Origin of the sequence: Methylobacter sp. BlB1 (assembly GCF_015476545.1) — a bacterium.
Lineage (GTDB): Bacteria > Pseudomonadota > Gammaproteobacteria > Methylococcales > Methylomonadaceae > Methylobacter.
Genome location: NZ_JADMKV010000011.1, coordinates 79,575 through 90,636, shown reverse-complemented (window position 1 = coordinate 90,636; position 11,062 = coordinate 79,575). Strand labels below are relative to the sequence as shown.

Sequence of the window (11,062 nt, the reverse complement as noted above, 5' to 3'; positions counted from 1 at the left end):
AATGGTGGCGATGGGTGGGATCGAACCACCGACCTTGGGGTTATGAATCCCACGCTCTAACCGGCTGAGCTACATCGCCTTTGAAGTAGGTCTCTCAAAAGAGCGGGCATTTTAAATACCCGCTCGAGATTTGTCAAACGTTGAATCTAAAATGAACCACATCGCCGTCTTTAACGACATAATCCTTGCCTTCAAGACGCCATTTTCCGGCATCCTTGGCGCCCTGCTCGCCTTTATTGGCAATGAAATCTTCATAGGCGATCACTTCGGCGCGGATGAATCCTCTTTCAAAATCCGAGTGGATGACGCCGGCTGCCTGCGGAGCGGTTGCGCCTGTCGGAATGGTCCAGGCCCGGACTTCCTTTACGCCGGCGGTAAAATAGGTGGACAGGTTCAGCAGTGCGTAGCCGGCTCTGACGACACGGTTCAAGCCCGGCTCTTCCAAGCCTAGATCATCGAGGAATTCCTTCTTTTCATCGTCGTCCAGTTGGGCAATTTCCGCCTCTATCGCGGCGCATATCGGCACGACGACAGCCCCTTCCTTTGCGGCAAACTCTCTGACCCTATCCAGCAAGGGATTGTCTTCGAAGCCGTCATCCTGAACATTGGCAATGTACATGGTAGGCTTGATCGTCAACAGGCACAGGTCTTTTATCAACGCTGTTTCATCATCGCTCAGCCCCATGGCTCGCACAGGCTCGCCGGTATCCAGGTGCTTGGCGACTTTCTCCAGCACCTGTTTTTTCGCCAGTTCATCTTTGTTGCCGGATTTGGCGGCTTTTGATACGCGCTGCAATGCCCTGTCAACCGTAGCCATATCCGCCAATGCCAATTCGGTGTTAATGACTTCTATATCGGAAACGGGGTCGATCTTGCCGGCGACATGGATAACGTTGTCGTCATGGAAACAGCGCACGACGTGGGCTATCGCATCGGTTTCACGAATGTTGCCCAGAAATTGATTGCCCAAGCCTTCGCCTTTCGAGGCGCCGGCAACCAGCCCTGCAATATCAACAAATTCGATGGTCGTAGGCAGTGTACGCTCGGGTTTCACAATTTCTGCCAGTTTTTCCATTCTATTGTCAGGCACGGGAACGACGCCCACGTTGGGATCAATTGTGCAGAATGGGTAGTTTTCGGCGGCGATCTTCGCCCGGGTTAATGCGTTAAACAGGGTCGATTTTCCAACATTGGGCAAACCAACGATTCCGCAATACAATGCCATAGAGTTCTCTTAAATAGAATTTTGTACAAGAAAGGAATACAGCGAGAGGTTCAAGCTGAAACAAACGGTAAATTATACAATTTATCGCTTTAATCTAAAATGCCTATTTAATTTATCCGGTGTTGACGCTTGTTCTCAATTTCACGATAAGAAATCGATAGTCATCTTCTGATAACGCATCGTTTAAAACGATAATCGTCTTTTTGCCGGCGTTCTGCCTTATCACCTGTAAAAATATTACATATACGGTGATAACCGTTGAATTTATAACTCGGACCGGTTCGAAGTCATTGCCGTCCAAGATTTCCCAGCCTGACGCCTCGGTATATCTGATTATCTGCCGGAAATCATTTAAGCGCCTGATAACGCCCCAACAGTGCAGACCTATTCCTGCCAATAAAGCCAATTTAATGGCAAGCGGCAAAGCAGCGGTCAGACATGCACCCAACGCGAGCACATGAGCAAAAATCAGCAGCTGTTCCAACCGTTTGGAAGGTTTAAGTTCCAGCAGCAGAGAGGGATCGTATTTTTTTGACAAGAGCATCCATTCCTTTTGCTTCAGGCACTTGCCCGTCCACCAAAAACCTCAACAGCTCCGCATCGCTGAAATTCAGCAATGCCTGAAACAGTTGCTGTTCAACATGCCCAGCCTTTAAATAGGCATGTTCCAGATACAGGTTAAGCATCTTATCCAGCTCCAGCGAACCACGCCGGCAGAGCCATCTCAATTTTTCTTCTGAAACCATCAACCTTGTTGCCGGATTAACAGCATTTTTTTAATTTCAGCAATCGCCTTGGCAGGATTCAGGTGTTTGGGACAGGTATCGGTGCAGTTCATGATGGTATGGCACCGGTACAGCTTAAACGGATCCTCGAGGTCATCCAGCCGCTCGCCGGCAATTTCATCGCGGCTATCATTAAGCCAGCGGTAGGCCTGCAACAAAACGGCCGGCCCCAGAAAACGGTCGCTGTTCCACCAATAACTCGGGCAACTGGTTGAGCAACAAGCGCACAGGATGCATTCATAATAACCGTCGAGTTTTTTGCGGTCTTCCCTGCTCTGCAGCCGCTCCCGGTCCGCTGGCGGCGGCGTTTGCGTTTCAATCCACGGTTTTATGGAAGCATATTGAGCGAAGAAATGGCTCATGTCGCCGACCAGGTCTTTTATCACGGACAAATGCGGCAACGGGAAAATTTTAATCGTGCCCGGATAATCTTCAATGGCGTTGATGCAGGCCAGCGTATTCTTGCCATTGATGTTCATCGCACAGGAACCGCAAATGCCCTCCCGGCATGAACGCCTGAAGGTCAAAGTACTATCGATCTCATTTTTGATCTTGATGATCGCATCCAGCACCATCGGCCCGCAATTATCAAGATCGATTTCATAGGCATCGATCCGCGGGTTTTCACCACTTTCAGGGTCCCAGCGGTAAACTTCAAACCGTTTAGTATGCTTGGCATGCTCGGGCGCGGGAAAAAATTTGCCTTTTTTAGGCACCGAGTTTTTAGGCAAGGCAAATTCAACCATTAATAAACCCTCTTCTTAGGTGGAATAGCTTCAACGTCATCAGTCAAGGTATACAGATGTACGGGCTGGTAATCGATTTTAACCTGCCCCTTATCCAGCCAGAGTAATGAATGCTTCAGCCAGTTCTGATCATCGCGCTCAGGATAGTCCTCCCTGGCATGCCCGCCCCGGCTTTCCGTTCTGTTTGCCGCTCCGGTGATTGTCACCATCGCTTGGCTTAACAGGTTGTCCAGCTCCAGCGTTTCGACCAGATCCGTATTCCAGATCAAGGATTGATCCTTTATTCCTATATCAGCAAAGGACTCGGCGACTTGCCTTAACTTTTCAATACCCTCATCAAGCACAGGCCCCGTTCTGAAAACAGCTGCATGCGTCTGCATGGTTTTTTGCATGTTTAAACGTACATCAGCCGTTTTCAAAGATCCTTTAGAGTGGCGGATACGATCGAAGCGTGCGAGCGCCAAATCGCATGCCTCTTTTTTTAAAGGTGCATGAGGGGTGCTTGGCTTTACCAGCTCGGCGCAGCGTATGGCCGCTGACCGCCCGAAAACGATCAGATCGAGCAATGAATTCGAGCCCAGCCGATTGGCGCCATGAACTGAGACACAAGCAGCTTCGCCAATGGCCATGAGCCCTGGCACAACGACTTCGGAATCATCCCCGTTCTTAGTGATGACCTCGGCCTTATAATTGGTGGGAATGCCGCCCATGTTGTAATGTACGGTAGGCAAAACAGGGATCGGGTTCTTGGTGACATCAACGCCGGCAAAGATCCGGGCCGTCTCTGATATGCCGGGCAGGCGTTCTTTTATAATGGCCGGGTCCAGATGTTCGATATGCAGATAAGCATGGTCGCGTTCCTTGCCTACGCCGCGCCCTTCCCTGATTTCCAGCATAATGGCCCGGCTTACGACATCTCGGGAAGCGAGATCTTTTGCATGAGGCGCATAGCGCTCCATAAAGCGCTCGCCCTCAGAATTGGTCAGATAACCGCCCTCGCCCCTAACACCTTCCGTAATCAGACAGCCCGCGCCATAGATACCGGTCGGATGAAACTGCACAAACTCCATGTCTTGCAGCGGCAATCCGGCCCGCAGCACCATCGCATTGCCGTCGCCGGTCACGATATGAGCGGACGTGCAGGAAAAGTAACAGCGCCCGTACCCCCCCGTTGCCAGCACAGTCATGTGAGACCTGAATAAATGCAGGCTGCCGTCCTCCAGGCACCAGGCCAGCACGCCTCTGCAGGCACCGTCTTCCATGATCAAGTCGAGAGCGATATATTCGACAAAAAACTCGGCCCGATGCTTGAGCGACTGCTGATACAAAGTATGCAGAATGGCATGGCCGGTCAGGTCTGCAGCGGCGCATGTGCGCTGGGCCGTGCCCTCCCCGAAATGCGTGGTCATGCCGCCAAACGCGCGCTGGTAAATTCTGCCGTCCGGCGTTCTGGAAAAAGGCACGCCGTAATGCTCAAGCTCGATGATGGCCGGGATAGCCTCACGGCACATATATTCGATGGCATCCTGGTCGCCCAGCCAGTCGGACCCCTTGACGGTATCATACATGTGCCAGCGCCAGTCGTCTTCGCCCATATTGCCCAATGCCGCGCTGATGCCGCCCTGCGCGGCGACGGTATGGCTGCGGGTGGGGAAAACCTTGCTGATGCAGGCCGTTTTCAATCCCTTTTCCGCCATGCCCAAGGTCGCGCGCAAACCGGCGCCGCCAGCGCCGACAACGACGGTATCGTAGCGATGTTCAATGATTTTATAACTATTCGACATGCCTTATACCATTTTCCCAATATTAAAAATCGCCATCACAGCGACTAACGCCAGAAGAACAAATACCAGCTTGACGATCCACACGGAAACAATCTTCAGCCATTCGGTATGGACATAATCTTCAATGACCACTTGCAGACCCAGGCCGGCATGGTAAAAAACAGCCAGAATCCAGGCGATCATAAGCACGCTGTTCAAAGGTTTTGACAGCCAGACTACAGTTTGCGGATAAGATGACTTTAACAGATGACCGATGAACGTCAGCCACCATAAGGACAGCGGAATAAGCGCGGCAGCCGTGACTCGCTGCATCCACCAATGAGCAGTTCCGGCCTTTGCAGAACCCAGGCCCCGGGCTTTGGCAAGCGGTGTACGATAATCCATGATAGCCTCCTGCTTAAAGTAAGAAAAAACCAGCGACAGTCAGAATGACCGATGCTATCAGTTCGATATAGACATTCCTGTCCATGTGTTCCCGTTCGAATCCACTGCCGGCATCCCAGATTAAATGCCTGACGCCGTGACACAGATGAAAGAACAGCGCATAAATAAATAACCAGAGGATCAGAGTGCCCAAGGCATGGTTCATAAGGTTTTGCAGGGTTATATATGCATCCTCTCCCACGCTGACTGTCAGCAAACTGCCTACGAACAGCAGCAATCCTATCGACAATATGACACCGGTTATACGGTGAACAATAGACGCAACTGCATTCAGGGGCAGCTTGTAAACCTGCAGATGTGGAGAGAGTGGCCGGATTTTTTTCTGTTGGTCCATAACACATCACGATTTAAGCCATAAGGTAAGTTAATAATACCTTGTCGGCCACGGGTAAGCCAATACAAAATACGCCCAATCCATAGGTAATAAATGCGGGGCGAGCTGATTTTTTGTCTTAGTTTTGAAGCGCGTTATAATCAATGCCCTTCTTAATGCACCCACCCATAAAATCTCATCCATGGACCAAAACTGGAAAAATTTTCTAAGCACCGAACATGCCACGTTTAAAGATGAGGGCGATATTGCTTTCCCTGCTATTTCCCCTGACAGCGGAAAACATATCTTTGCCATCTCTGAGCTGGCTGTTCTGACTGTAGCCGGAAAAGATGCGGCAAAATTCCTGCAAGGACAGATCACCTGCAATATCAATGATATTACCGAAACTCAAAGCAGTGTCGGCGCTCTGTGCAACCCGAAAGGGCGCGTCATTACAACTTTTTTGCTGGTTAAAAAAACCGATGCCTTCCTTCTGATTTTGCCGAAGGCATTGCTGGGATCGGTTAAAGAGCGACTGCAAAAGTACATCCTGAGGTCCGATGTGCAATTAATCGATAGCTCGGATGAACTATGCCTGATAGGGCTCTGCTGTCCCGCCGGGCAGCCGAGCGGCTTATCCTTGCCTGAGCGGTTGTTTGCAACCAGCCAGCAAAATGCCGTCTTTATCAATATTTCGCCCGAACAGAGCCGGTATCTAATTATATCAGAACCGGAGAAGGCGATAATGCTTTGGAAAACATGGACCGGCGATCATGGCTTCCAGCCGCAAAGCTCGGCGCAATGGCGCTATCTGGACATTACCGCAGGCCTTCCGTGGCTGACGCCCGAAACGTCAGAGGAATTCATTCCGCAAATGCTCAACCTGGATAAATTGGGCGGCATCAGTTTCAACAAAGGCTGCTACACCGGCCAGGAAATTGTGGCCCGCACCCATTATCTCGGCAAAACCAAACGGGAAATGTTCCTGGCTGAATGCGCATCAGCAACCGCGCCCCAGCCCAATACGGCAATCATGGACAAGAACGCGGAATCAGAACAAAGCATTGGCACGGTACTCACGGCGCAAGCCAGAAACAATGTTTATAAAATGCTTATCGTTCTGCAAGTGTCCGATGCGAATACTTATAATCTGGCCTTAAACAATCAAGATCAGGACAAGGTCACGGTATTAACGTTATAATTTTACTCGTGTACATTAGACCTTCCTTATATCGATATCATGCAAGTAGCTTTCTTGCAGAACATCGCGGGAACTGATCGTCCGGCATGCCGGATTGACTGCTCTTCAACTCCCGCTTTTGGCAAGCCGAGTCTTGCAACCGATGCTGAAATACCGGAAATTGAAAGTATTTCAGATGAAATTGAATTAGCAAAGAGCATGCTTTCCTAAACAGCAGCACCCTGATAAAACTATGATGAATACACAAGCAGCCATACGTTTTCGCCGCCTGGGCACCTTGACTATTTTCGCCGTTTATTTTGTCATTCTCGTAGGCGGGATTGTAAGAGCCTCCGGAGCGGGCATGGGATGCCCCGATTGGCCGACCTGCTTCGGACAATGGGTTCCGCCAACCGAAGAATCACAGTTGCCGGCCAATTATCATGAAATCTATGCCGAACGCGGCTATGAAAGCACGCAATTCAACCCGGTGAAAACCTGGACCGAATATACCAACCGCCTGGTTGGCGTGACGGTAGGATTCCTGATTTTCCTGACTGTCTGGTCATCGCGCATTTACCTGAAATCCGACAAAACCGTCTTTTATTTATCCTTAAGTGTGTTTTTTCTGGTTGGTTTCCAAGGATGGCTGGGTTCCACCGTGGTCGCCAGCAATCTGAAGCCCATCATGATCACGCTGCATATGCTGCTGGCTTTGTTCATAGTCGCCCTGCTCATTTATACGATTGCCCGATCGCAACGCGACTTTATAGGCCGGATAGACACTCAAGGGTTGCCCGAGAAGTTCCGGGCCGTTTTGATCGTCGCCATGATCATGACTTTAACGCAGGTTGCCATGGGCACCCGGGTGCGCGAAGCGGTGGATTTTATTGCGCATGAACACGCCTATATCGATCGCCAGTTCTGGCGCGACGACTTTCCTGTCATTTTTTATATCCACCGATCCTTCTCGTCGATTATTTTATTTACCAACCTCTGGCTGGTCTGGAAAATTTACCAGTCGGTCGACAAGCAAAGCATTTTGCTGCGCACCGGCTTTTCGCTTATCGGTCTGATTGTGACGGCAATCATCGCAGGCATCACGCTGGACAGGCTGGGCATGCCGGCGGTTGCCCAACCCGTGCATTTATTAATGGCCAACCTGATCTTCGGCGTACAGTTTTTCCTGTTTATATGCCTGAGTTATTCGGCAAATAAACCGGCAATTTCAAACCCTGGCCATTCGCGGATTACCAGCACTGATTGATTTGTTTGACGACGACAGCCGGGTAAGTTTGCTTCATGACATTCAGGCGCTCCTGGACCTTGCCGCCCGCTTTAATCTGGGCGTATTTCTGGGGTTTTGGGGTATATCGGGGCTTGACTTCGGCTTGAATGCCCATGGCCAGCAACTGGCTCTTCATTGCCAGAGCCCGGCTTTCGTTTTTGAATACGCCTAACGAAATCAAGCCATTATCTTTACCCTTCGTCAAAAGCCAGAGATCATTGATGCCTTTGTCCTTGATCATTTTCAGGTTGGCCTCGGCCTGCTGCCTGGTTTCCGCGGCTGGATAGTAAACCAGATAATCACTGATCACCTCACCGTCGCGGCTCAGCGACTTAATGGCTGCCTTGGGCGCATTCAATTCTCTTTTCCAGAGCTGATAGGCATTGCCATTGGCGAAAGGCCCGGCTTCATAACAACTGGCCGGTTCGCTTGCAGCGTCACTGTCCTGGGCTTTTTGAGCGGCGGCAATAATTGGCTGATCGGGCTTTGATTCAAGCCTTGGCTGGCCTGACTTTTCCTTATCAGCATGAGCGGATTCAGGCAGCGCTTTTTCCGCTTTTTTCTGATCAATCGGACGAGCAGCGCTGTTTTCAGCTGGCAAACCTGCCTCGACCACAAGCTTGTCCATGGGCAGACTCAATTGCTCAGCCAGCAAATTATTATCAGGAGCCTCTAAACCCTTCAATGAAACTGATGGGACCGTGGCTGCCGAAGTTTTCTTCGGATCTGCTGCAGTATCCGGCTTAGGTCCGGATGCCTGAGCTTGCTGGGCATTTTTTAGCTCGCTGACCAATAGAATGCTTTCCTCGTCCGGCGAATCGTATTGCTCGGCGATATCGGCCGAGGGTTCGAAAGCGCCCTGTTTATATTCCCACATGAACAGTCCGACATTAGCCAGCGCCACTAAAAACAAAAAAAATTTCATTCGTCACTCTTCAAGATTATGGACAGTCCACGCAACACAATATCGGCGTCGATGACCGGTTTGAAAACAAGCCGCTCAGCGACAAGCTGTGCGTCGCCCCCTGTCAAGATCACTTGCATATTGTCCGGTTGCCGGGCCACTACATGCTCGATCAGCCCGACTGCAGCCGATAAGGTGCCGCTATAGATGGCTGCTGCCGTGTTCGTCGCAAGCCCGAACGCATGATGCGTTTCACTGAATTGTAGCTGCTCGGTTCCCAGCGAGAGCGATTTTTTCATCAGCATCAATCCGGGGCTGATCAAGCCGCCTTGATGCTTGCCATACGTATCAAGCACATCCACGGTTATTGCCGTGCCGCAATCGATCACGCAGGCTGGCCCCGGATAGAAATGCCGGACGGCCACCAGCGACAGCCAGCGGTCAACGCCAAGTTTTTCCGGATTTTCATAGGCATTCTGTACACCGAATGCCTGTGCTTGAGCTTTGGCCGAGATGATATCCACGCTCGGCCAAAGCTCAAGAGCAACTGAACGAACCTGTTCAAACAGTTGCCCTGCACTGACGCAGGCGATGGCGATCCGTTGAGGCGGAGAGATTTTTTCCCAGATATTCACAAGCTCATGCCGCACCACCTGATCATGGACGAGCGGCTGTCCGGCAATGATTTGATAGCCGTTGGCCATACCCCATTTCAGTCGGGTATTGCCTATATCGATCAGCAGATTCATGACAAATAACTGCTGAAGCTGACTTCGCCGGAAGCAAAAGCCTGGACATGGCCATCCAGCCGTTTAATCAACAACAGCCCATCATCATCTATACCTTCAACAGTGCCCTCGAATTGCTGCGTGGCGATAAACAGTGTCGCCGCTTTGCCTTTCAGGCAATCATAACTGCGCCATTCATCGACATAAGCTTTAATGCCGGCCCCCTCAAAATCCGCAATAACCGCTATCAGATGTTCCAATAAAAGACCAGCCAGCCTGTTTCTGGAGAGTTGCTGCCAACCGGTCACTTTACTCAGATCAGTCCATGCCTGCGTAATGCTTTCAGCCTCAGGTTCGGGCAAAAACAAATTCAGGCCCAAGCCGATCACAGCCGAACACGGGCCATCGGTTTCGCCTGAAACCTCGACCAGAATACCGCCCAGTTTTTTACCCTGGCTGTAGATGTCATTAGGCCATTTCAGGCCGACATCCTCAATATCATGCTGTCTTAAAGCCCGCATGACCGCTACGCCGATAGCCAGGCTCAATCCTGAAATGGCGGCAGGGCCCTGCTGGAAACGCCACAGTATAGACAGATAAATATTACTGCCGTAAGGCGATATCCATTGCCGTCCCCGCCTGCCTTTGCCGGCGGTTTGATGCTCTGCGAAACAGACAGTGCCGGACAGCGCGCCATGTTGTCCGCAATCTACCAGATAACTGTTCGTGGAATGGATACGGTCATGAATTTCAAGTGATGAAATCAGCTCGCGGGTCCGATCGCTCAGCACTTCATCGATTTCGGCATGCACAAGCAGCTCAAGCGGTTTGTCCAGCCGGTAACCTTTACCTCTGACTGCCGAATGTTGCAGGCCCAATTCAGTCAGGCTGTTTAACTGCTTCCATACCGCTGCACGACTGAGCTTCATGACGCGAGCCAGTTCGGTTCCGGAATGAAATTGGCCGTCTGCAAGAATAGCCAGAATTTTCTTTTGTTTCTCAGAAATAACCACAACTTTAGCCTCTGAAACCGAAAGACTGTTTATTTACTTCATGTATCAAAACATTAATGCCTGTTGACTGATTGCCTGATTGCCTGATTCTTTTCGGATGTATTGGGCAACCGTATTGCGCGCCATACCGCCAATTCCCAATTGGACGATAACCGCTATTGATGATAAGTAGATCATTGATGTGCCGGAAATTCTATGCTGAAATTCTGTCATACCCTCCCTGGGACAGCTCATTAATTATACTGCAAATAAACTAATCTATGAGGATCTGCAGTTAAATCATCGTAATTTATCGCCCATGCGCCGATAAATAAACAGCTCCGTCCAAAACCTGGACAGGAACCGGTGTTAGTTTTTGTCTGACGCAAGGCCCGAACACACATAAGCCGTCATCAATTCTAAACAAGGCGCCATGAATGGCGCAGCTGATATGCGTCCGCTCAGGGTTAAGAAACTCATCCGGCTTCCAGTTCATCTCCACTTCCCAATGAGGACAGGCATTTTGATAGGCTTTTACCGCATCAAGCGTTTTCACCAGCAGCGCCTCAACCAGTACACCCGATGCATTGGTATAATTGAATTGCCGGCATTGGCCGGCTTCAAGATCGGCGATATTACAAATTTTATTTGAATCGGCCTGCATGTTTCTTAA

Annotated in this window: 15 protein-coding genes and 1 tRNA gene; 3 read left to right on the top strand and 13 right to left on the bottom strand. The window is 50.4% G+C overall.

What is annotated here, in order from left to right:
• Positions 1 to 2 precede the first annotated feature (2 nt).
• The 8 genes from IT781_RS06555 to sdhC form a co-directional block, all read right to left on the bottom strand.
• Positions 3 to 79, bottom strand: a tRNA-Met gene (locus tag IT781_RS06555).
• Positions 80 to 133: 54 nt separating this feature from the next.
• On the bottom strand, positions 134 to 1,225 hold the full coding sequence (gene ychF / locus IT781_RS06550) for a redox-regulated ATPase YchF (RefSeq protein WP_194969341.1): 1,092 nt from the start codon (positions 1,223 to 1,225) through the stop codon (positions 134 to 136).
• Positions 1,226 to 1,337: 112 nt separating this feature from the next.
• A complete protein-coding gene (locus IT781_RS06545; protein ID WP_194969340.1) occupies positions 1,338 to 1,763 on the bottom strand; it encodes a protein YgfX in 426 nt (141 codons plus the stop codon).
• Positions 1,723 to 1,971 carry a succinate dehydrogenase assembly factor 2 gene (locus IT781_RS06540; RefSeq protein WP_194969339.1) on the bottom strand — a complete coding sequence of 83 codons (249 nt, stop codon included), beginning with the start codon at positions 1,969 to 1,971 and terminating at the stop codon, positions 1,723 to 1,725. The genes IT781_RS06545 and IT781_RS06540 overlap by 41 nt, the downstream gene beginning before the upstream one ends.
• A complete protein-coding gene (locus tag IT781_RS06535; protein WP_228778971.1) occupies positions 1,971 to 2,756 on the bottom strand; it encodes a succinate dehydrogenase iron-sulfur subunit in 786 nt (261 codons plus the stop codon). Before IT781_RS06535 ends, IT781_RS06540 begins: the two co-directional genes overlap by 1 nt.
• The gene (sdhA, locus tag IT781_RS06530; protein ID WP_194969338.1) at positions 2,756 to 4,540 is read right to left on the bottom strand and encodes a succinate dehydrogenase flavoprotein subunit; all 1,785 of its coding nucleotides are present in this window, start codon (positions 4,538 to 4,540) and stop codon (positions 2,756 to 2,758) included. The genes IT781_RS06535 and sdhA overlap by 1 nt, the downstream gene beginning before the upstream one ends.
• 3 nt (positions 4,541 to 4,543) lie before the next feature.
• Complete coding sequence (gene sdhD / locus IT781_RS06525) at positions 4,544 to 4,924, bottom strand: succinate dehydrogenase, hydrophobic membrane anchor protein (RefSeq protein ID WP_194969337.1); 381 nt, start codon at positions 4,922 to 4,924, stop codon at positions 4,544 to 4,546.
• A 13-nt stretch (positions 4,925 to 4,937) separates the two neighbouring features.
• The gene (gene sdhC, locus IT781_RS06520; RefSeq protein WP_194969336.1) at positions 4,938 to 5,318 is read right to left on the bottom strand and encodes a succinate dehydrogenase, cytochrome b556 subunit; all 381 of its coding nucleotides are present in this window, start codon (positions 5,316 to 5,318) and stop codon (positions 4,938 to 4,940) included.
• A gap of 181 nt (positions 5,319 to 5,499) precedes the next feature.
• Here sdhC and IT781_RS06515 point away from each other — a divergent pair, with 181 nt between their 5' ends.
• The 3 genes from IT781_RS06515 to IT781_RS06505 are packed head-to-tail and all read left to right on the top strand — an operon-like array spanning position 5,500 to position 7,744.
• Positions 5,500 to 6,498, top strand: a complete 999-nt coding sequence (locus IT781_RS06515) for a folate-binding protein YgfZ (protein ID WP_194969335.1) — start codon at positions 5,500 to 5,502, stop codon at positions 6,496 to 6,498.
• A 54-nt stretch (positions 6,499 to 6,552) separates the two neighbouring features.
• Positions 6,553 to 6,708 (top strand): hypothetical protein, encoded by a 156-nt coding sequence (locus tag IT781_RS06510; protein ID WP_194969334.1) that lies wholly within the window; start codon positions 6,553 to 6,555, stop codon positions 6,706 to 6,708.
• Positions 6,709 to 6,730: 22 nt separating this feature from the next.
• Entirely contained in the window at positions 6,731 to 7,744 is a 1,014-nt protein-coding gene (locus tag IT781_RS06505) for a heme A synthase (protein WP_194969333.1), read from the top strand.
• Here the strand turns inward: IT781_RS06505 and IT781_RS06500 are convergent.
• The 5 genes from IT781_RS06500 to IT781_RS06480 all read right to left on the bottom strand — a co-directional run bounded on the left by IT781_RS06500 (position 7,728) and on the right by IT781_RS06480 (position 11,053).
• Positions 7,728 to 8,690: a hypothetical protein gene (locus IT781_RS06500; protein WP_194969332.1), complete on the bottom strand. Its 963-nt coding sequence runs from the start codon at positions 8,688 to 8,690 to the stop codon at positions 7,728 to 7,730. The two genes, IT781_RS06505 and IT781_RS06500, sit on opposite strands and share 17 nt — an antisense overlap.
• Positions 8,687 to 9,418, bottom strand: a complete 732-nt coding sequence (locus tag IT781_RS06495; RefSeq protein WP_194969331.1) for a type III pantothenate kinase — start codon at positions 9,416 to 9,418, stop codon at positions 8,687 to 8,689. Before IT781_RS06495 ends, IT781_RS06500 begins: the two co-directional genes overlap by 4 nt.
• Complete coding sequence (gene birA, locus IT781_RS06490) at positions 9,415 to 10,410, bottom strand: bifunctional biotin--[acetyl-CoA-carboxylase] ligase/biotin operon repressor BirA (protein ID WP_194969330.1); 996 nt, start codon at positions 10,408 to 10,410, stop codon at positions 9,415 to 9,417. Before birA ends, IT781_RS06495 begins: the two co-directional genes overlap by 4 nt.
• A 45-nt stretch (positions 10,411 to 10,455) precedes the next feature.
• On the bottom strand, positions 10,456 to 10,623 hold the full coding sequence (locus tag IT781_RS06485) for a hypothetical protein (protein WP_194969329.1): 168 nt from the start codon (positions 10,621 to 10,623) through the stop codon (positions 10,456 to 10,458).
• A 76-nt stretch (positions 10,624 to 10,699) separates the two neighbouring features.
• Positions 10,700 to 11,053: a Rieske 2Fe-2S domain-containing protein gene (locus IT781_RS06480; RefSeq protein ID WP_194969328.1), complete on the bottom strand. Its 354-nt coding sequence runs from the start codon at positions 11,051 to 11,053 to the stop codon at positions 10,700 to 10,702.
• Positions 11,054 to 11,062 lie beyond the last annotated feature (9 nt).

Coding starts and splice junctions, on each gene's coding strand:
- IT781_RS06500 (WP_194969332.1), bottom strand. CDS start 8,690: ATGAAATTTTTTTTGTTTTTAGTGGCGCTGGCTAATGTCGGACTGTTC.
- IT781_RS06535 (WP_228778971.1), bottom strand. CDS start 2,756: ATGGTTGAATTTGCCTTGCCTAAAAACTCGGTGCCTAAAAAAGGCAAA.
- ychF (WP_194969341.1), bottom strand. CDS start 1,225: ATGGCATTGTATTGCGGAATCGTTGGTTTGCCCAATGTTGGAAAATCG.
- sdhA (WP_194969338.1), bottom strand. CDS start 4,540: ATGTCGAATAGTTATAAAATCATTGAACATCGCTACGATACCGTCGTT.
- IT781_RS06505 (WP_194969333.1), top strand. CDS start 6,731: ATGATGAATACACAAGCAGCCATACGTTTTCGCCGCCTGGGCACCTTG.
- IT781_RS06540 (WP_194969339.1), bottom strand. CDS start 1,971: ATGGTTTCAGAAGAAAAATTGAGATGGCTCTGCCGGCGTGGTTCGCTG.
- IT781_RS06480 (WP_194969328.1), bottom strand. CDS start 11,053: ATGCAGGCCGATTCAAATAAAATTTGTAATATCGCCGATCTTGAAGCC.
- sdhC (WP_194969336.1), bottom strand. CDS start 5,318: ATGGACCAACAGAAAAAAATCCGGCCACTCTCTCCACATCTGCAGGTT.
- sdhD (WP_194969337.1), bottom strand. CDS start 4,924: ATGGATTATCGTACACCGCTTGCCAAAGCCCGGGGCCTGGGTTCTGCA.
- IT781_RS06485 (WP_194969329.1), bottom strand. CDS start 10,623: ATGACAGAATTTCAGCATAGAATTTCCGGCACATCAATGATCTACTTA.
- IT781_RS06515 (WP_194969335.1), top strand. CDS start 5,500: ATGGACCAAAACTGGAAAAATTTTCTAAGCACCGAACATGCCACGTTT.
- IT781_RS06495 (WP_194969331.1), bottom strand. CDS start 9,418: ATGAATCTGCTGATCGATATAGGCAATACCCGACTGAAATGGGGTATG.